12 protein-coding genes and 4 pseudogenes are annotated in these 19,110 nt (G+C 71.4%); 5 read left to right on the top strand and 11 right to left on the bottom strand.

Features of this window, described 5'->3' with window-relative positions; all coding sequences use genetic code 11:
- Nucleotides 1-32: 32 nt before the first annotated feature.
- The 10 genes and pseudogenes from QEG98_RS05120 to QEG98_RS05075 all read right to left on the bottom strand — a co-directional run bounded on the left by QEG98_RS05120 (nucleotide 33) and on the right by QEG98_RS05075 (nucleotide 9,415).
- A complete protein-coding gene (locus QEG98_RS05120; RefSeq protein ID WP_316565956.1) occupies nucleotides 33-803 on the bottom strand; it encodes a MerR family transcriptional regulator in 771 nt (256 codons plus the stop codon).
- Nucleotides 800-1,477: a lysophospholipid acyltransferase family protein gene (locus QEG98_RS05115; protein ID WP_011551023.1), complete on the bottom strand. Its 678-nt coding sequence runs from the start codon at nucleotides 1,475-1,477 to the stop codon at nucleotides 800-802. The genes QEG98_RS05120 and QEG98_RS05115 overlap by 4 nt, the downstream gene beginning before the upstream one ends.
- The gene (locus tag QEG98_RS05110; protein WP_316565955.1) at nucleotides 1,474-1,824 is read right to left on the bottom strand and encodes a lycopene cyclase domain-containing protein; all 351 of its coding nucleotides are present in this window, start codon (nucleotides 1,822-1,824) and stop codon (nucleotides 1,474-1,476) included. The genes QEG98_RS05115 and QEG98_RS05110 overlap by 4 nt, the downstream gene beginning before the upstream one ends.
- Entirely contained in the window at nucleotides 1,821-2,207 is a 387-nt protein-coding gene (locus QEG98_RS05105) for a lycopene cyclase domain-containing protein (protein ID WP_316565954.1), read from the bottom strand. The genes QEG98_RS05110 and QEG98_RS05105 overlap by 4 nt, the downstream gene beginning before the upstream one ends.
- Nucleotides 2,204-3,328 carry a glycosyltransferase gene (locus QEG98_RS05100; protein ID WP_316565953.1) on the bottom strand — a complete coding sequence of 375 codons (1,125 nt, stop codon included), beginning with the start codon at nucleotides 3,326-3,328 and terminating at the stop codon, nucleotides 2,204-2,206. The genes QEG98_RS05105 and QEG98_RS05100 overlap by 4 nt, the downstream gene beginning before the upstream one ends.
- A complete protein-coding gene (locus QEG98_RS05095) occupies nucleotides 3,325-4,251 on the bottom strand; it encodes a carotenoid 1,2-hydratase (RefSeq protein ID WP_316565952.1) in 927 nt (308 codons plus the stop codon). The genes QEG98_RS05100 and QEG98_RS05095 overlap by 4 nt, the downstream gene beginning before the upstream one ends.
- Nucleotides 4,248-5,703, bottom strand: a pseudogene (locus tag QEG98_RS05090) (phytoene desaturase family protein). Before QEG98_RS05090 ends, QEG98_RS05095 begins: the two are co-directional and overlap by 4 nt.
- Nucleotides 5,700-6,773, bottom strand: coding sequence for a phytoene/squalene synthase family protein (locus QEG98_RS05085; RefSeq protein ID WP_410477956.1), 1,074 nt, complete (start codon nucleotides 6,771-6,773; stop codon nucleotides 5,700-5,702). Before QEG98_RS05085 ends, QEG98_RS05090 begins: the two are co-directional and overlap by 4 nt.
- A complete protein-coding gene (locus QEG98_RS05080) occupies nucleotides 6,770-8,323 on the bottom strand; it encodes a phytoene desaturase family protein (RefSeq protein WP_316565951.1) in 1,554 nt (517 codons plus the stop codon). Before QEG98_RS05080 ends, QEG98_RS05085 begins: the two co-directional genes overlap by 4 nt.
- Nucleotides 8,324-8,330: 7 nt before the next feature.
- Nucleotides 8,331-9,415: pseudogene (locus tag QEG98_RS05075) on the bottom strand (polyprenyl synthetase family protein).
- A 114-nt stretch (nucleotides 9,416-9,529) separates the two neighbouring features.
- On the opposite strand from QEG98_RS05075, the gene QEG98_RS05070 reads away from it, so the two are divergent.
- From QEG98_RS05070 to QEG98_RS05050, 4 genes and pseudogenes are all read left to right on the top strand, one after another.
- Entirely contained in the window at nucleotides 9,530-10,093 is a 564-nt protein-coding gene (locus QEG98_RS05070; RefSeq protein WP_316565950.1) for a hypothetical protein, read from the top strand.
- Nucleotides 10,090-10,993: pseudogene (locus tag QEG98_RS41660) on the top strand (TIGR01777 family oxidoreductase). The gene QEG98_RS05070 and the pseudogene QEG98_RS41660 overlap by 4 nt, the downstream one beginning before the upstream one ends.
- A 9-nt stretch (nucleotides 10,994-11,002) precedes the next feature.
- Complete coding sequence (locus QEG98_RS05055) at nucleotides 11,003-12,088, top strand: alpha/beta hydrolase-fold protein (protein ID WP_316565948.1); 1,086 nt, start codon at nucleotides 11,003-11,005, stop codon at nucleotides 12,086-12,088.
- A 140-nt stretch (nucleotides 12,089-12,228) separates the two neighbouring features.
- The gene (locus QEG98_RS05050) at nucleotides 12,229-12,822 is read left to right on the top strand and encodes a hypothetical protein (RefSeq protein WP_316565947.1); all 594 of its coding nucleotides are present in this window, start codon (nucleotides 12,229-12,231) and stop codon (nucleotides 12,820-12,822) included.
- Nucleotides 12,823-13,026: 204 nt separating this feature from the next.
- Here the strand turns inward: QEG98_RS05050 and QEG98_RS41655 are convergent.
- Nucleotides 13,027-17,425 (bottom strand): annotated as a pseudogene (locus QEG98_RS41655) (RCC1 domain-containing protein).
- A gap of 283 nt (nucleotides 17,426-17,708) precedes the next feature.
- On the opposite strand from QEG98_RS41655, the gene QEG98_RS05025 reads away from it, so the two are divergent.
- On the top strand, nucleotides 17,709-19,106 hold the full coding sequence (locus tag QEG98_RS05025) for a metallophosphoesterase (RefSeq protein ID WP_316565945.1): 1,398 nt from the start codon (nucleotides 17,709-17,711) through the stop codon (nucleotides 19,104-19,106).
- Nucleotides 19,107-19,110: the final 4 nt, after the last annotated feature.

Below are 19,110 nucleotides of genomic sequence, written 5' to 3'. Positions count from 1 at the left end.
CGCGTACTGCGCGCCGAGCGAGAAAATGGCCTTCAGGTGCTCGCGAGCCCCCCGCCCGCCGACGACCACGGGAAAGGGCGCGCAGGCCCGGAGCGCGCCTTCCAGGACGGACGCGAACTCCTCCGGCGCACGGGCGCGCACGAAGGACAGCGCCACCACGTCCGGCCGCACCTGCACGCAAGCCCCTGCAGCGCCGCCGCCGGGGTGTCCGCGCCCAGCATCGTCACCCGCCACCCCTTGCGCTTGAGGTGGATGCCCAGCACCAGCAGGCCGCCTTCATGGTGGTCCCCCGCCGGACAGGCGAGCAGGGCACGGGGGCCGGCAGGCGCGGGGGACAGGGCGTCATACACCTGCCGCAGGCGCTGGCGGATGAGGGCGGAGGCCAGGTGCTCCCGCGCGACGTCCAGCCGCACGCCCATCTCCCGCAGCAGGGGCAGCAGGAAGCCGTCACAGTAGGCCTCCACGTCCATGACGGTCTGCGCGTCATCCAGCACGCGCGTCACCTCGTCCCCATCCAGGGCCCCCACGGAGGACCAGAAGCGCTCGCTCAAGCGCTCGGCTTCGGGCTGCTCACGCGGCGGCTCCGTCTTCACCTGGGCGATGGCCTCGCTCACCGACAGGCCTTCCTCCTGGATGAGCCGGGCCACACGGCGGACGGCCTCCACCTCCTCGCGCGAATAGACGCGGTAGTTGTTGCCTTCGCTGCGCAGCGGACGCGGGAAGCCGTAGCGCCGCTCCCAGGCGCGCAGCGTCGCCTCGCGGATGCCCGTCATGCGCGCGATGGTGCGGATGCGCAACGTCATGACGCCAGCCCCCGGGCCGCGTCCCAGCGCTCCGCCACGCCACGCGCACCGGACACCCTGCGCGTGAAGCCCTCCATGGACGTCACCGCCGCCAGCCGCCGCACCACCGTCTCTAATCCCTCCTGGAAGACGGACATGTCACCGGGGGGATGCGGGGTGCCCACCTCCAGCAGCACGTCTGGACGCTCGTGTTCGAAGAAGCCGTAGCGCACCGCGATGGGCAGGCACTCCACCTTCGACACCCGCGCCAGCAGCTCCACGCCCCGCTCCAGTCGCAGTGGGAGCACGCCGAAGGGGCGGTGCTCGCCCTCCGGAAAGACGAACACCACCGCGCGGGGCTTGCGCAGCAACTCCTTCGCGTAGCGCAGCGACGCCACCGGCGACGTCGCGTCCTTGCGCCGGATGCTGAAGGCGCCAATGCGCGTGAGGAAGCGGTAGCGGCGCAGGTTCTCCTCATCCATGAGGCAGTAGCCGTCCCAACCCGCCGTCTGGCAGAGCTGGTTGAGCACGAAGCCGTCCCACCAGTTGGAGTGGTTCAGGTACACCAGCCGGCCCGGCCCTCCCGGCGGAAGCGCCCCACGCACCCACAATCCCCGGAACGCCGAGCGGAACTTCCATCCGATGTACCGGTCCCACGCCCAGCCCAGCGGGCCGCCTTTCGCCGCGTGAATCACGACGCCCGGGCCTCCCCCAGCAGCGCCACCAACCCGGTGAACAGCGCCAGGCCCAGCGACACCAACACGCTGGTCATCAGGAAGAAGACCACCTCTTCCAGCGGCACCACGCCCAGGTACACGCCCAGGTGCTTGCCTTCACCGAAGTTCCAGATGCCGGTGGAGATGGCCAGGTGGTCCGCGATGGACAGGTACAGCCCCACGATGAAGGCCGGCGGCAGCACCGCCTTGAGCACCGCGCCAGAGCGCTCCTTGTAGTGGCGCACCAGCACCACCAACTGGAAGGCAATGACCGGCAGCGTCCAGCCCAACAGGTGGATGAGGTATGCCCACTTCGTCTCCATCATGGCGCCACCTCCCGAGCCGTCAGCGCACCGTCGCGGCGCTCCCCCGTCTCGGCCGCGGGCCGAGTCGCCTGGGCATCCGGCGCCAGCGCACGCGCCAGCCGGGCCTGGGCCCACAGCCCCACCAGCAGCGTCTGCAGGCCGAAGAAGAGGTACTCCTCCAGAGGCAGGTACCCCAGCTTGATGCCCCAGATGCGCTCGGGGTCGAAGCCCCACAGGCCCCACTTCACCGCCAGGTTGTCCCAGGGCGACGTCGCCGCGTACACGACGATGAGCAGGAGCCCCATGGGCGCCAGGCTCCTGGCCGTGAAGGTGCGGCGGTAGCGCCACGCCAGGAAGAGAATGGGCACCACCACGAACAGCCCGAGGAATCGCGCGTACGTCATCCGGGTCCTCCACTCAGCTCCGGAGCCACCCGTATCATTCGGCCTCCGGGTCGCAACGCATAGGTCTGCCCTCGCCACGTCACCGTTCCCTGCCGCCACAGCGAGCGCAGGAAGGCCGCAAGCAAGAGCGCTTCGCCCAACAACCAGTCCGTCACCGCATAGGCCCGCCCCGCGTCCGCCACCGGCGCGTGGAGCCCGGCCAACCGAAGCGCCAGCAAGGTCCGCACGGCCACCAATCCCACCACCGAGCCCGCCAACACGGGCGACCCCAGCGCCGCGGCCAGCACCGTCAGCGGCAGCGTCGGCGTGAAGAGCAGCGGCACCGTGGGATACAGCGCGGGCCGGTGACTGGCCAGCACCTGCATCCAGCGCGTGAAGCGCGACAGGGGCGCCGCCCAGGGCACCTCGGCGTCCAGGGGCACCACCGCCGGGGCGCGGCTCAGCACCACGTCCAGTCCCTGGGCGTGAAGACGCCCGGCCAGCTCCAGGTCCTCGCCGATGTGGTCCGCGAGCCGCCGCAGCGACTCCACGGCCACGGGAGACAAGCCCAAAGCCTTGCCACACACGGCCTTGGCCCCCGCGCTCATCGCATCCAGGGCCCGGAAGCTGTGGTGGGTGTAACGCAGGAGGCCCGCCATGGCCCGGCTCGCGCCGTCCCGAGGCCCGACTGGCAGCGGCGCCGCGGTGCTCAGCGCGGCGCCCGCGGCCACTGGCACGGCCAGGCCTTCCACCAGCGCGCCCGTCACCGCCACGTCCGCGTCCACCGACAGCACCACCCGGTCGCCCACGGGCAACACGTCCAGCGCATAGAGCAGGTGTCCCACCTTCCGGTTGGGCGTCAGCGGATCGCTGGGAAGCCACCGCACGCCCGGGGCGAGCCGGGGACGGTAGGGCGACACCACCACCTGCTCCAACGGCCCGGCGTAGTCGATGGACTGCGCCAGATTCTCCAGCTCTCGAGGCGTGGGCGCGTCCACCGGGCGCAGCAGCAACACGGGCGGCAGCGCGCCGGGCCGGGGAGCGGCGCCCGCCCGCGCGCGCGACAGACGCACGCACGCCACCGCGCTGAAGCCCGTGGCCACGGCGCACCACGCCAGGGACGCGAGGACGAGCGCGCTCATGCCGCCCGTCCCATGCGCGTGCGGAAGTGCGCCATCCAGCGGATGAAGGGCGAGTGGAAGCGACGGAAGTCCGCCACCTCACCCAGGGAGTCCAGAGGCCCCTGGCGCGCCTCCAGCCGCGCGTAGAAGGGCGACGACTCCAGCAGCTTCGGCTGTCCCACCACCACGTTGCCCGCGTGCAGGCGTGACGGCACGCGCAGACCCCAGCCGGTGAATTTGGTGGGCCGCGCCTCCACCAACGCGGGGCCCCGTTCGCAGCGCACTCCGCGCGCGCCCGCCACCACTCGCAGCGGCGCGACACCTTCAGGCAGGTGGTAGTCCACCACCGTCTCGTCCTCGCGGTGCGTGCGAGCCCAGTGCCACCCCGACAGCCGCGCGCCCAGCAGCTCTCCACCGTGGTTGGTGTCGTGGTAGCCCAGGCCGCGCGCCTCGATGTCCAGCGAGGACACCTCCAGCCGGGCCTGCGAGCGAGGCGCCAGCGCCTGCCAGTAGTGCGGCAGCCCCGGCATGAGCTGCACCACCTCGCCCACGGGCGTCATCGGCTCCAGCGTCAGGCTCGCGCGCACGGGCCGGCCCCACGGCGCCGTCCCGTCGTCCACGGCCATCCGCACCGTGCCGTCCCCCTCATACGACAGCGTGGAGCGACCGATCCGCAGCCGGCCCGGAGCATCCAACTCCGCGCGCGCGTACTCGCTGAGGACCCACAGCCGCCGCACACCCGCGTGGTACAGCGCGAAGTTCACCGCGCTGTGCTCCAGCGGCCGTCCGCCCCGCCGCGCCGCTACCGAGTACCGGGGCGAGAACAGCGAGCCCAGCATGAAGATGCACACCGCGCTGTAGGGCCCCGCGGTGACGTCCGCATAGAACCAGCGGTAGGTGCCCGCCGCATCCGGCAGGGCGGGGAGTTTCGCCAAGCGCATCATGCATCCCTCCGGAGGTGCTGCGAAGCCAGCTCCGCGGCGAAGCGACCGGACAACATCACCAGCGGCACGCCTCCGCCTGGATGCGTGCCGCCGCCCGCGAAGAACAGGCCCGGCGTGTTGCCGCGGATGCGCGGGCGGCGGAAGGGGCCGAACTTCCCGTGCGGCAGGAAGCCGTAGATGGAGCCGCCCGGAGCGCCCTGCGCGGCCAGGTCCACCGGCGAGCGCTGGCCGATGACACGCACGCGCCCCTTGAGCGCCGGATAGTGCCGACACAGGCGCTCCCGCATCTGCGCCTTCACGCGCTCGGCGCCTGCTTCCCAGTCGCGGGTGGCCTGCTCCGCGCCGCGCGCGTCCACGGGCAGCGCGGGCGCGTTCACCATGACGAACAACCCGGTGCGGCCCGGAGGCACCATGCTCTCGTCGGTGGCGGAGGGGTTGCAGAAGTACACCGTCGGGTCGGACGCGAGCTGTCCGCCGAACAGCTCGTCGAACTCGCGCCGATAGTCACCGCCGAAGAGCACCGTGTGGTGCGGTAGAGCCATGCGGCCCTCCACCTCCAACAGCAACACGAAGCCAGACAGCGCCAGCGGCTCCTCCGCGCGAGCGAGCCGCTCCAGCGGGTCCGCGTTCACCACCACGCTGTCGAAGCGCTCCGTGCCCTCCCGCGGGCCCACCGGTAGCCCTCGCGCGTGCGCTCGAAGCGAGCCCGCGTGTCCAGGTGGATGCGCACGCCCAGCCGGCGCACGGCCTGCGCCAGCGCCTCCACCAGCGCGCCGATGCCGCCGCGGACGTGGTGCACGCCATAGGCATGCTCGATGTGGGGAATCAGCGCGAAGGCCGCGCTGGCCTCGTAGGGTGACGCGCCCGTGTACGTGGCGAAGCGGCCCACGTACTGCCGCAGGTGGTCCGTCTTGAAGTGCCGGGCCGCCAGTTCGTGCAACGTGCCCATCTTCATCCCCGCCATGACGGCCCCCACGCCGCGCTTCGCCACGCGCGTCATGAAGCCCGCCAGGCCCTCGAAGGGCGCCTCCAGGTATGGCTCGCCCGCGGCCCGCCAGATGGCCGCGGCCTCCGTGTAGAAGCCGCGGATGCCGTCGCGCTCGCCCGGGCGGACACCCGCCGCGCTCTCCGCCATCCGCTCCACGTCCTTGTAGGCCGTGAAGTCACACCCGTCCTCGAAGCGGTAGGCGCACTGCGGCTCCAGCTCCGTGAAGCGGGGCAGCAGGTCCTCGGCGCCCAGTTGCTGGAAGGTGCCACGCACCGGTGCGGCAGCGTCAGCAACGTGGGCCCCGTGTCCAGGGTGATGCCATTCACGGTGACGGCCTGGGCCTTGCCGCCCAGCGAGGCGCCCCGCTCGAACAGCGTCACCTCATGCCCGTCCTTCGCCAGCAGCCCGGCGGCCGTCAGTCCACCGATGCCGCCGCCCACCACCGCGACGCGGGTGCGCTTCATGCTCCACCTCCCATGCGCCGCCGAAGCTCCGTCTTCATTCCCTCGCCACGCATGACGCCCTCACCCTCCCGCCCCGGTGGGGAGCAGCGGCATGCGCACCTCGCCCTGGGGGCGGGCAGCACCGCGGCGGGCCGCACCATGGCCGCGGAAGCCAGCGCGAGCTTGCGGCGCGTCGTCACGTGGGCCCGGGCGCTGAACACGTCGTAGTCGCGCGCTTCGATGTCGCGCAGGATGTCGCCGTAGATGGCGCCCATCAGCCGCACCATCCGCTGACTGCCGAAGCCCGTCAGGTAGCGCACCCCGGCCGCCGCCCGCGCGTAGTACGCCCGCGAGCGCTCCACCTGGAAGCGCATGAAGGACCGCCAGCGCGCGTCCACCTGTCCGCGCCGCAAGTCGTCCTCCGACAATCCGAAGGCGGCCAGCTCCTCGGCGGGCAGGTACACCCGGCCGCGCTCCCAATCTTCGCGCACGTCGCGGAGGATGTTGGTGAGCTGCATGGCCCGGCCCAGGTCGGCCGCGGGCTCCACCGCCGCCGCGTCCGAGCACCCCAGCACCGGCGTCAACATCAGCCCCACCACACCCGCCACGCGGTAGCAGTAGAGGTCCAGCTCCGCCCAGGTGGCGTAGCGGTGCTTCGTCAGGTCCATCTCCATGCCGGAGATGAGGTCCTGGAAGGGCTGCTCCGGAATCCGGAAGTGGCGCACCGCGTGCTCGAGCGCGGCGAACTCCCGCGCATCCCACGGCGTCGCGGCCTCGCTGCCCTTCACCCGGTCCGCGGGCGGCCCCAGCTCGCGCGAGGCCAGCTCCGGCATGGGCAGGTACAGCTCCGCCACGCGCTGCCGCGCCCGCGCCAGCCGCACCGGCAACGCATCGGCCGCGCTCGCCGCGTCGTCCCCGTCCACCATGTCGTCCAGGCGCCGGCAGAAGGCGTAGAGCGCGAACGCCGCCTTCCGGCGCAGGCCGAAGAGCAGGTACGAGGCGAAGAAGAAGCTCTTGGCGTGATGGCGCGTCACCTGCTTCGCCAGCACATAGCCGCGCTCCACCAGCGCCTTGTCGACAGACGGGCTCACGCGGCCACCCCTTCCAGCGGCGTGGCGGCGGCCGTCCGAGGCGACAGCGAAACGCCCTGCGCGTGGGCCCACGTCATCAGCCGCTCCGTCACCAGCCGCGCGGAGATGAGCACCGTGGGCAGCCCCGTCCCCGGCTGCGTGGAAGCACCGACGAAGAAGAGGTTCTTCACCCGCGCGTCCTGGTTGGACGGACGGAAGGGGCCAATCTGCGTGAAGTTCTGGGACAGGCCGAAGGCGCTGCCACGCGCCAGGTTGAAGGTGCCGGCCCAGTCATCCGGGGTGAAGACGCGCTCCACCTCGATGTCCGACTCCAGCGACGGGAAGCCCAGCTCCGCCATGCGCGCGAAGAACTTCGCACGCACCTGGGGCCCCTCCACCTTCCAGTCCAGGTCCGGGTGCTGGTGCGGCACGGGCACCAGCACATAGAGCGCGTCCTTGCCCTCGGGCGCCAGGGACGCGTCGGTGCGCGTGGGCGCGTTGACGTAGAAACTGGGGTCCTCCGGCACGCGGAAGCGCTCGAAGATGTCGTCGAAGGAACCCTTGTAGTCCCGGCCGAACACCACGTTGTGGTGCAAGAGCTCCGGGTAGCGCCGCTTCATGCCCAGGTAGAGCATGTAGCCGCTGGACGTGTAGCGCAGCTTCTCCCTGCGCTTGAGCGTCGTCGCCTTCGGGTCCAGCAGCTTCTCGTACGCGTAAGGCAGGTCCGCGTTGCACAGCACCGCGTCCGCCTCCACCACCTCGCCGCCCTCCAACCGCACGCCTCGAGTCCGGACGCCATCGGTGAGGATGCGCTCCACGGGCGCGCCGTAGCGGAAGCGCACACCCTCCTCGCGCGCCAGCCGCTCCAGGGCCTGGGGAATGGCATACAGGCCACCCTTGGGGAACCAGATGCCCATCCCCAGCTCGGTGAAGGGCAGCAGGCCGTACACCGCGGGCGACGCGTAGGGCGACACGCCCAGGTACATCGTCTGGAAGGTCATCGCCGCGCGCAGCCGCTCGTCCTGGAAGAAGCGGCTGACGTCCCCGTACATGCGGCGGTGGGCGCGGACCTGGAAGATGCGCGCGAGCACGCGCGGCGAGAGGTAGTCGCGCAGGCCCGCGTAGTTGCGCCCCACCAGGTGGTCCAGGCTCGTTCGGTACTGGACGCGGCCCTGGGCCAGGAAGGCGAGGTAGCGCGCGTAGCTGCCGGGCTCCACGCGCTCCAGCTCGCGGCCCATGGCGCACAGCTCTGACGTGAAGGTGACATCCGAACCGTCCCGGAAGTGGACCCGATAGTTCGGGTCGCACTTGAGCAGCGTCAGGTAGTCCTCGATGCGGCGGCCCACCGCGCGGAAGGTCTCCTCGAACACCTCCGGCATCAGCACGATGGTGGGGCCCAGGTCCCACGTGAAGCCATCCACCTGCAATCGGTTGCAGCGCCCACCCGGCCCCTGCGTCTTCTCGAAGACCTGGACGTCGAAGCCCTGGTGCGCCAGCCGGGCAGCGGCGGCCAGCCCGCCCACGCCCGCGCCCACCACCACGATGCGCCTGCCCTGTATCGATGCACTCATGGCGTCCTCAGGCGGCGCGGTGGGCCAGCCGGGCGATGAGCGCGTCGAGCAGCTCTCTCACGCCGTTGGGATTGGGCAGCGACTGCAACGAGCGGCGGGCGGCCCGGGAGGCGCGCACCACCATGCGCTCACACGCGGCCCGGCCTCCGCAGGACTCCACCAGCGCGCGGGCCCGCGCCAGCGCGGCGGCGTCCTTCTGCTCCACCGGCAGCGCCCACAGCGCCTCCAGCTCCGTGCGCTCGGCCTCGGTGGCGCGCGCGAAGGCGGCCAGTACTGGAAAGGTTCGCTTGCCTTGGAGGAAGTCGCCGTCAGCGGCCTTGCCAGCGACGTTGGAATCACCAAAAAGGCCCAGCAAATCGTCCCGAAGCTGGTAGGCAAGACCGACGTGACGGCCCACGCGCTCCAACCCCTCCACCAAGCCGCTGCTGGCACCGCCGAGCATGGCCCCGCACACCAGCGGGGCGCAGAAGCCGTAGCGCGCCGTCTTGAGATGCGCCACGCGCAGCGTCTGGAAGAGCGTCACCTCCGCCAACGGCGCGCGGCCCAGGTCCAGGTCCAGGTACTGCCCGGCCGCCGTGTGACGGCACACGCCCAGGTAGTACTGCACCACGCCCGCGACGCCCGTCAGCCCCGAGCCCAGCATGGCCTCCAGGGCGCGCGCGAAGAGGTGGTCTCCCACCACCACGGCCAGTCCTCCCCCGCGCGTCCAGGCGCCAGCATCCGGTGCAGGGACGCGGCGCCCCGCCGCAGCTCCGCCTGGTCCGCCACGTCGTCGTGGATGAGGAGGAAGGTGTGCAGCAGCTCCAACCCCGCGGCGAAGCGCCACAACCCGGAGGGCACCACCGCGCTCCCACGCGCCAGGCAGTGTCCGGCCATCACCAGCGCGGGGCGCAGCCGCTTGGCGGGCCGCAAGGCATAGGCCCGGGCCTGCGTCAGCGCCTGTGTCCAACGAACGTCCAGGCCGGCCTCGTCGGGAAGTTCGAACAACTCCGCCAGCGAGGTCTCCACCTCCGCCTGGACCAGTTGCAGCCAGGCCTGCTCCAGAGGAAGCAGGCCCGTCGGCGACTGCGCATCGGGAAGCGTGAGTGCCATGCTTCTTTCCTCCGAAGAACCCGTTCCTTTGCTTCCTAGAGGTAGCGTTTGCGTCCAGAGCTTGTCAAGGGTATGTCTAAGGTTTGCGATAACCTTGTACACAGAGGTCCCCTCATGAAGGCGTGGATCGCAGGTGCGCTCTCCATCTCCCTGGCAGCGGGAAGCGCCCTGGGCGCGGCGCCGGCCCCGGAGCCGGTGGACGCGACGTTACGCACCTCCGCGGGAAAGGAGGTCCGGCTCTCCAAGTGGCGCGGAAAACCGGTCATCTTGTTCTACGAGGACAAGGACTCGACCAAGCTCAACTCGACCCTGAAGAAGGAGCTGTTCGCCCGGGGACAGGAGCGCGGAATCCTGGATGCGGCCTGGGTGCTGGCGGTCGCAAACCTTCAGAATTTCGACTTTTTTCCGGCCCGGCAGATTGCCCTCTCCTTCGTCCGGGACGAGGAGAAGAAGGTGGGCGTGCCTATCCTGGTGGACATGGATGGAGCACTGGGAAAGGCGCCGTGGAAGCTGCCGCTGAAAACGTCCAACATCGTGCTGCTGGACGCCGAAGGGGCCCTGGTCTACCGGCACTCCGGCCGGATGAAGCCGGATGAGCTGACGACCTTCTTCGCCGTCCTGAGCCGCCTGGTGGGCGTGGACCTGAACAACCCGGCGCCCTCGGAGCCCTCCCCATGAAGGTGGCCGTCACCGGCGCGAGCGGCTTCCTGGGTCCAGGGCTTGTCCAGGGTTTGTTGGAGCGTGGACACCAGGTCCACGTCCTGGCCCGGAACGTTGAACAGGCCCTGGCCCGCCTGCCCGCCGGCGTGACGGGGGCGCCCTTTACCGCCGGCTCGCCCCTGCCCCCGGAGGCGCTGGCGGACGCGGAGGCCGTCGTGCACCTGGCGGGCGAGCCGGTGGCCCAGCGCTGGACGCACGAAGGCAAGCACCGCATCCACGACAGCCGGGTGCTCGGCACGCGCGCGGTGGTGGCGGCGATGCGGGGCGCGGGGACGGTGCGGCGCTTCGTGTCGGTGTCCGCCATTGGCTATTACGGCGGCACGCGCGGCGCGGAGCCGCTGACGGAGGAGAGCCCTCCGGGTGACGACTTCCTGGCCCGCGTGTGCGTGGACTGGGAGGCGGAGGCGATGCAGGCGCGCGAGTCCAGCATCCCCACGGCGGTGGTGCGCATGGGCGTGGTGCTGCACCCGGAGGGGGCGCCCTCCACAAGATGCTGCCCCCTTCCGCGTGGGCGCGGGCGGCCCGGTGGGCAGCGGCGAGCAGTTCGTGAGCTGGGTGCACCGCGACGACGCCAGGGATTTGCTCCTCTTCCTGCTGGCCCATCCCCAGGTGGAGGGCGTGGTGAACGCCACCGCGCCCACGCCGGTGACGAACGCCTTCTTCGCGCACACGCTGGGCCACGTGCTGGGCCGGCCGTCCCTGGTGCGGATGCCCGCGTTCATGCTCAAGGCGGCGCTGGGAGAGATGGCGAAGGTGGTGCTGGAGGGCCAGCGCGTGCTGCCCCAGCGCGCCCATGAGGCGGGCTTCGTGTTCCGGTACCCGGAGTTGGAGGGCGCGCTGCGCGACCTGCTGGCCTAGGGTGCGCGGATGGACGCGAAGACACTGGAGGCGCGGGCCCGCGCCGAGGGAACGCCCGTCATCGAATCGGACACCGCCACCTTCGTGTGGCGAGGCCGGGGCCCCATCTGCCTCCAAGGTGACTTCCAGGACTGGCGCGGCAAGCCGCTGCCCTTCAAGCGCGTGGCGCCCGGACTGTGGGCTCGCACGCTGACGCTGCCCGCGGATGCCTACGTCGAATACGCGCTGGAGGACCCGCGCGGCCAGCGCGTGGAGGACCCGCTCAACCGCCACCCTTCCGACAACGGCTTTGGCGGCATCAACCACTCGTTCCACATGCCCCAGGCCCGCTCGTCCCTGCCCGCCCGGCACCCGCGCGGCGCGCCTCGGGGCCGCGTCACCCGGCATGTGGTGGACACAGGAGACGTGGACCTGCCGGGCCAGCGCCGGGTGTACCTGTACGCGCCGCCCACGGACGCGCCGGTGCCCTTGGTGGTGGTGTACGACGGCGAGGACTACCTGCGCCGCGTCCGCCTTCCGGAGCTCGTGGACACCCTGGTGGCCGAAGGCCGCATGCGCCCGGTGGCCCTGGCGCTGGTGTGCCATGGCGGCGAGACACGCAGCATGGAGTACGCCTGCAGCGAGTACACGGTGGGGCTGTTGAAGTGGAAGGTGCTGCCGCTGGCGCGCCAGAAGCTGTCGCTGGTGGACGAGCGGCGCAGCCCCGGTGCCCACGCGGTGCTGGGGGCCTCGCTGGGCGGGTTGATGGCGCTCTACACCGGCCTGCGCATGCCGGACGTCTTCGGCCGGGTGCTGTCGCAGTCCGGGGCCTTCACGGTGGAGGGCCATGACTTCGTCGTCTTCGACCTGGCGCGGCCCCCACCCCGCCGCCCGCTGGACGTCTGGCTGGACTGCGGCCGTTTCGAGGGCTTGTTGGAGGGCAACCGCCGCATCGCTCCCGTGCTCTCAGAAGCTGGGCATCAGGTGGAACTCCGGGAGTACAGCGGTGGGCACAACTACCCTGCGTGGCGTGAGGACCTGGTCCACGGGCTGGAGCGCCACTTCCCTCCCCTGCCCGCCAAACGCCGGGAGTCATTGCGTTTTTCCGGGCGATGACGCGGGCGCGCCCGCCGTGCGGGGACACTCCGGCGGACGCACGTTAGAGGTGGGACGCAACTGGAGCCACACCGCGCCCGATAACCTACATGGGAATTCCCGGAGCTCTGTCCGCACCGGGCCCCATCCCTGGAGCCCCCATGTCTCGCATCGATGGTGGTAACCGTCCGTCCTCGCCCAAGGGCCCGGCGCATGAGCGCGCCAGCGCTCCGGAGCAGCGGCCGGCCTCCGGCACCGCCACCCAGGGGACGAAGGGTGTCCAGACGCACCGCACGGTGCAGACGTTCCAGGGCCGCAGCGACTTCGAGCCCGACCGGCGCCCCGCCCAGCGCGGCGTGACGGCGCCGCCTCCGGACGCCACCGCCATCGCGGGCGCTGACGCGGAGCTGGAGCTGCTCTCCGAGTTTCCCGACCAGGCGGATGCCCAGGGCGGGCTCGCCTCCGCCATGCTGCACGCGCACGCGAACGAGCCCGCCTCGCAGGCCCGCATCGTCGAGCGCCTGAAGCAGGACGGCCGCCTGGAGTCGCTCTTCGGCGAGGTGTTCCGCGAGGGCAATCCCTACGTCGAGCAGCCGCACCGCAACGCCGTCGTGCGCGCGCTGGGGACCGCCATGGCACGGGGCACGGTGACGTCTGACGACCTGCGCGCCTTCGTTCGCGGCGCCTACGCGCAGGAGTGGCGGCAGATCGGCACCGAGCTGACGACGCCCCGCCCGCTCACGGAGAAGCCGTAGCGCACACGCCGGATGCACCCATGAAAGCTCTTCGTCGACGCACCCCCGGCGCGGGTCGCAGGAAAGCCATCAGCCGACGCTCCCGCTCGGCCCGGCGCGCGCATGGCACGTACCGGGCCCGGCTCAGGACGCGCCCGCCCAAGAAGTACCGGGTGCGGATGCGGACCGCCCGCCGCACCCTCTGAACAGGCCCTGATGCCCGGCTCAGGGCAGCGCCACCTGCCCGGGTGACGAGCGGTGCCCCGTGGCGCCCAGGCCCAACGAGCCGTAGAGGCTGGAGCCCCAGCTCAGCACCGTGCCGTCGCGCTTCATGGCCAGGGAGAAATCCGCCCCGCCCGACACCACGGTGACGTCCGACAGCTCCCGCACGCGCTGGGGCTCCGTCCGGTTCGTGTTGTCCCCCAGCCCCAGTTGGCCGTGCGAGTTGCGTCCCCACGTCCACACCGTGCCCTTGAGCGCCACGGCGAACGTGTGGCGAGCCCCCGCGCCCACGGCGGACACCGAGGACAGGCTCGGCACCGGCCGGGGCACCAGGCGCATCCGCGTGCCGCTGGCGCCGTCCCCCAGCTGACCGAACGTGTTGTCGCCCCACGTCCACACGGTGCCGTCGCCCCGCAGCGCCACCGTGTGCGTCGCGCCCGCGCGCACGTCCACCACGCCGTCCACGCCCTTCACCACCACGCGCGAATAGCGGGTGGTGCCGGTGCCGTCTCCCAACTGGCCCGACGCGTTGTTGCCCCACGCGGACAGGGTGCCGTCCGAGTGCAGCGCCAGCGAGTAGTGGTCTCCGCCCGCCACGGCCACCACGCCCTCCAGCCCCTCCACCTGGATGGGCAGAGAGCGCGACTCCGCGGTGCCGTCACCCAGCTGGCCGAACGCGTTGTAACCCCACGTCCACACGGTGCCGTCCGAGCGCACCGCCAGCGCGTGGTAGCCCCCGAGCCAATGGCCACCACATCCCCCAGCCCGGCCACCTGCACCGGCCTGGTGCGCGGAGTGGACGTGCCATCCCCGAGCTGACCGAAGCCATTGGCGCCCCAGGCCCAGACGGTGCCGTCACTGCGCAGCGCCAGCGAGTGCCAGGCGCCCGAGGACACAGCCACCACGCTCGCCAATCCATGCACCGCCAAGGGCACCGCGCGTCGCGTGGTGGTGCCGTCTCCCAGCTGGCCGAACGTGTTGTCGCCCCAGGTCTGCACGGTGCCGTCCGACATCTGCACCACCGCGTGCTGGCCCCAGGCGCGCACGGTGCGCACGGGCGGGCGGATTTTCGGCCCATCGATTTTCACCGCCATCGGCGTCAGCTGCGGGCCCGTCTTCCCATCACCGAGCTGGCCGTACTCGTTGCTGCCCCAGGCGCGGGCGGTACCGTCCAGCAGCACTGCCACGGTGAACTGCTCTCCCGCGGCCACCGCCTCCACGCCTCGCAACTCCGGCACCTGCCGGGGCCACATCCCCGTCGGCGAGGACGAGCCATCCCCCAGTTGCCCCAGCGTGTTGTCGCCCCACGTCCACACCGTGCCGTCGGCGCTCAGCGCCACCACGTGGTGGGCCCCCGCGGACATGGCGCGGATGCCCTTCAAGGTGGTCACCTGATTTGGCACGCTCCGCGCCTGGTTGGTGCCATCGCCCAGCTGGCCGGACGGGTTCGTGCCCCAGGCCCACGCGGTGCCGTCGTCGCGCACCGCCACCGAGAAGGCACGTCCGGCCGCCACGGACGCCACGCGCTCCAGCCCCTTCACGCGCACCGGCGTCAGGCTCCGCTCGGTGCCACCATCTCCCAGCTGGCCCGAGCCATTCGCGCCCCAGGCCCACAGCGCGCCGTCCTCGCCCACCGCCAGGGCGTGCGTTTCGCCCAGGGCCACGGCCACCACGTTGGAGAGGGACTTGAGGTGTGTCGGCAGGGGGCGGTCCGTGAGGGTGCCGTCACCCAGCTGGCCATTGGCGTTGCCGCCCCAGCTCCACACGGAGCCATCCGCGCGCAGTGCCACCGACGTGTCTCCACCCGCCGCCAGCGCCACCACGCCCCGAAGCCCCTCCACCAGCCCCGGCGTCACGCGCGGGGTGGTGGTGCCATCTCCCAACTGCCCCCGCCCGTTCGCGCCCCAGGCCCAGACGGCGCCGTCACACGCCAGCGCCAGCGTGTGCTGCAAGCCACTGGCGACAGAGCGGACACAGGGCACGCCGCGCACGGACACCGGACTCGCGCGGTGGGTGGAGGTGCCGTCGCCCAGCTGGCCCGAACCATTCTCGCCCCAAGCCATCACCGTGCCATCGGCGCGCACCATCAGCGTGTGCGCGCGGCCGACGGACAACCGGTCCACGCGGCCAATGCCTCGCACCTGCACTGGCAGGGCGCTCCAACCCGCGGCGCCCAGCCCCAGCTGACCGAAGCGGTTGTAACCCCACCCGCGCAACGTCCCATCCGCGTGCAGCGCGAGCACGTGCAGGTGGCTGGGGTGGAGCGCCTGGATGCCAGTCAGGCCGGGGATGAGGGCGGGCCGCACGCGCGAGGTGAGCGTTCCGTCTCCGAGCTGGCCGTAACCGTTGTAGCCCCACGCTCGCACCGTGCCATCGCCTTGCAACGCCATGGAGTGGGAGCGGCCACCGCTGACGGCAGTAATGCCCTGCAGCCCCGGCACCTGCACCGGACGGAAGCGGTCCGCCCAGGAGCCGTCCCCGAGCTGCCCTTCCCCATTGTCGCCCCACGCCCACACCGTGCCGTCGCCGCGAACGGCCAGCGCATGCGCGGAGCCCGCCGCCACGCGGGTGACGTTCGCCAGTCCCTCCACGCGCACCGGACTCAGTCGCTGCACGCCAGCGCCGTCCCCCAGCTGTCCCTCGAAGCCCTCGCCCCACGTCCACACCGTGCCGTCGGACTGCAGGGCCATGGAGAAGTACGAACCGGCGGCCACCGCCACCACCGCACCGAGCCCCGACACTCGCACCGGCGTCAACCGGTCCACCGTCGTGCCGTCCCCCAGCTGCCCCAGCGCGTTGTAGCCCCAGGCCCACACGCTGCCGTCGCTGCGCAGCGCCAGGACGTGACTGCCGCCCGCGGCCACCGCCGTCACCGACGTCAGGCCCGACACCGCGACGGGCAGGGCGCGGTCCGTGGTGGTGCCGTCCCCCAGCTGTCCGGCGGCGTTGCGCCCCCATGCCCAGACCGTCCCATCCATGCCCACGGCAAGCGAATGGTGGGCGGCCGAGGCGACGCTGCGAACGCCGCCGAGCCCTCCACGCGCACCGCGGCGTGGCGCTCGGCGGTGCTGCCATCACCCAGTTGCCCATAGGTGTTGCGGCCCCAGGCCCAGACGGAGCCATCCCCCAGCGCGGCCAGGGAGTGGAAGCTGCCCGTCGCCATCGACGTCACGCCCGCCAGGCGCATCACCGGAGCAGGCACTACGTGGCGCTCGGAGCCACCGTGGCCCAGCTGGCCCGACATGCCTCCGCCCCAGGCCCAGAGCGTGCCGTCTTTTCGCAGGGCCAGCGCGTGCTGCGCGCCGCCCACCACCGAGGCCACCGCATTCAGCCCCGGCACCGGTCCCGGCGTGGCGCGGTCGGCGGTGTCTCCATCGCCCAGTTGGCCGGAGCCATTGGCCCCCCACGCGAACACGGCGCCCGTGTCGAGCAGCGCCAGCGAATCCGAGTCCATGGAAGCCACGGCCTTCACCCGCTCGAGTCCCGGCACCTGCATGGGTACGGCGCGGTCATTCCACGTGCCATCACCGAGCTGTCCGGAGGCATTGCTGCCCCACGTCCACACGCCGCCGTCCTTGCCCAGTGCCAGCGCGTGGTAGGTGCCCGCCTTCACCTCGGTGATGCCGCTGAGCTCGGAGACCTTCACGGGAGACAGGCGCTGGGTGAAGGTACCGTCGCCCAGTTGGCCGGAGCCGTTGGAGCCCCACGCGCGCACCGTGCCGTCCTCGAGCACGGCCAGGGTGAAGTCGAAGCCCGCGGCGAGCGCGACCACGCCCTCCAACCCGGGAACCCGCTCGGGCGTGAGCCCCGGCTGCGTGTGTCCCCGGCCGAGCTGTCCGTGGAAGTTCGTCCCCCACGCCCACACCGTGCCGTCCTCGCGCAGCGCCAACGAGTGGAAGTCTCCGGCGGCCACCGCCACCACGCCGTCCAGGCCGGCAACCCGCATCGGCGTCGCGCGATCAGTGGTGGTGCCATCACCGAGCTGCCCGGAGCTGTTGCCGCCCCATGTCCACACCGAGCCATCCGCGCCCAGCGCGAGCGAATGGGCGTCTCCGGACACCACCGACACGATGTCCGCCAGCGCCGCCAGCCGCACCGGCGCCAGTCCCTGGAGGGACGTCTCCGCCCCGCCAAGCTGGCCGGAGCCATTGCCGCCCCAGGCCCACACGTCGCCTCCGGGTGACAGATACAGCGAGTGCTGGGCACCCGCGGCGATGCGCATCGGCGGAGCCGTGACGACCACTCGCTGGGTGCGCGTGGCGTGTGGAGTCTCCGGCATGGCGAGCTCCCCCGAGGGCTCGCAGCCAACCATCAGCAAGGCGCTCAACAGGCACGTCAACAGGCGGCGCGTTCCCGCCATCATGTCAGGGGGCATGGGGGTCTCCTCGAGGAGGTGGTGCATGCGCGTCAGCCAGGCGGTTCGCCGTTACACACGCGGCAACCCTTCAGTGGCTTTCGGGCAGGCCGGTGTATACGGCCAACGCGCTGTCACTTGTATCGCGAGAACGGCGCAGGCGCTCTCTTGGCTGCATGCTGCAATCGCATGCGACGTGGGTTCGGGTCGCGATTGCCCCAGCTGCGAACACCCCACGCGGATTGATGCGATGTCCGTGTACGAGGTGTTCACATTTCTTCACGCGGATTGCATTGCAGCGCGTCGCGCACGGGTCAGGATGGCGCACTGCATGGACACCGCGCGCTTCATCCTCTTCGCCCTCGTCACCGGCATCGCCACGGTCGCCGTCCACGTCTACCTGTACCGGCGCCTCTTCACGGCCACGTCGGAGCACCGCGCATGGCGGCGCGTGGGCATGGGCGTCATGACGGTGCTGGGCACACTGCTGGTGCTGTCATGGTCCGTGACGCGCTTCCTTCCCATGGACTCCACCTTCGCCGTGGCCACGGCGGTGTGGACGTGGATGGGCATGGCCATCTACCTGTTGCTCGCGCTCGGAGTGTTGGGCGCGGTGCGCAAGGTGGCGGCGCGAATGCAGCGCTCACGCGGCAAGCCGGCGGTGGTGGAGCTGCGCGGTGGCGAGACGGCCTCTGTGTCCTATGCGCATGCGGTGGGTGCCTCGGTGCGGGCGGGAGGCACGCTGGCGGCGACTGGCACGAAGTCCGTGTCATTGACTCCGGAAGCCCTGGCGACAAGTGGACACGGCGAGGCGGCGACGCACGCCGAGGCTACTCCGGTGGCGATGGCGGAAAGGCCCGGCGGCGCCAAGTCCGAGGCTCCAGCACCAGTGGATGTGGAACGCCGACGCTTCCTTGCTCGGGCGACAGCCGGCGGAGCAGTGCTGGCCGCAGGCGGCGTGACGGGCTTCGGGATGTGGAGCGCCTTCCATCCGCCCGTGGTGAACGAAGTGGCGGTGAAGCTGCCGGGGCTGCCCAAGGCGCTGGATGGCTTCAGCATCGTCCACTTGAGTGACATCCACGTGGGGCCGGTCATCCGGCGCCGGTTCATGGACGAACTGGTGCGCCGCTGTAACGCGTTGCGCCCCGACCTGGTGTGCATCACTGGCGACCTGGTGGACGGACACGTCGCGTCGCTGGCCCCAGCGGTCTCGGCGCTGTCCGAGCTGAAGTCACGCCACGGCACCTACTTCGTCACGGGAAACCACGAGTACTACTGGAGCGACGCGGCCTGGGCTGAGGCGCTGGAGCGTATGGATGTGCATGTTCTGCGCAACCGTCACGTGCGCATTGGCGACACGGCCGCGTCATTCGACCTGGTGGGTGTGGACGACTGGTCGGCGGGCAAGATGGGGTTCTCGCAAGGCTATGACCTGGCGGCGGCGACTGCGGGCCGGGATTCCGAGCGGGCCTCGGTGCTGCTCGCGCATCAGCCGTCGAACTGGAAGGTGGCGGCGCGGGAGGGAATGGGCTTGCAGCTCTCCGGACACACGCATGGGGGACAGTTCTTCCCCTTCACGCTGGCGGTCTCCGCCATCTGGGAGCACGACGCGGGCTTGTTTCACGAAGGAGACCGGCGCCTGTATGTCAGCCGGGGAACAGGTTTCTGGGGTCCGCCGCTCCGCGTCGGAGCGCCGCCGGAGATCGTCCGGGTGACACTCCTGGCGTGATGCA

Source organism: Myxococcus sp. MxC21-1 (genome assembly GCF_032612255.1).
GTDB classification, from domain to species: domain Bacteria; phylum Myxococcota; class Myxococcia; order Myxococcales; family Myxococcaceae; genus Myxococcus; species Myxococcus virescens.
The sequence above is the reverse complement of the archived record's forward strand: the minus strand, read 5'-3'. Positions and strand labels throughout refer to the sequence as shown.

What these genes read in the sequence shown, in the direction of transcription:
- QEG98_RS05120 (WP_316565956.1), bottom strand. Translation starts at nt 803, where the DNA reads ATGACGTTGCGCATCCGCACCATCGCGCGCATGACGGGCATCCGCGAG.
- QEG98_RS05110 (WP_316565955.1), bottom strand. Translation starts at nt 1,824, where the DNA reads ATGATGGAGACGAAGTGGGCATACCTCATCCACCTGTTGGGCTGGACG.
- QEG98_RS05105 (WP_316565954.1), bottom strand. Translation starts at nt 2,207, where the DNA reads ATGACGTACGCGCGATTCCTCGGGCTGTTCGTGGTGGTGCCCATTCTC.
- QEG98_RS05100 (WP_316565953.1), bottom strand. Translation starts at nt 3,328, where the DNA reads ATGAGCGCGCTCGTCCTCGCGTCCCTGGCGTGGTGCGCCGTGGCCACG.
- QEG98_RS05095 (WP_316565952.1), bottom strand. Translation starts at nt 4,251, where the DNA reads ATGATGCGCTTGGCGAAACTCCCCGCCCTGCCGGATGCGGCGGGCACC.
- QEG98_RS05080 (WP_316565951.1), bottom strand. Translation starts at nt 8,323, where the DNA reads ATGAGTGCATCGATACAGGGCAGGCGCATCGTGGTGGTGGGCGCGGGC.
- QEG98_RS05070 (WP_316565950.1), top strand. Translation starts at nt 9,530, where the DNA reads ATGAAGGCGTGGATCGCAGGTGCGCTCTCCATCTCCCTGGCAGCGGGA.
- QEG98_RS05055 (WP_316565948.1), top strand. Translation starts at nt 11,003, where the DNA reads ATGGACGCGAAGACACTGGAGGCGCGGGCCCGCGCCGAGGGAACGCCC.
- QEG98_RS05050 (WP_316565947.1), top strand. Translation starts at nt 12,229, where the DNA reads ATGTCTCGCATCGATGGTGGTAACCGTCCGTCCTCGCCCAAGGGCCCG.
- QEG98_RS05025 (WP_316565945.1), top strand. Translation starts at nt 17,709, where the DNA reads ATGGACACCGCGCGCTTCATCCTCTTCGCCCTCGTCACCGGCATCGCC.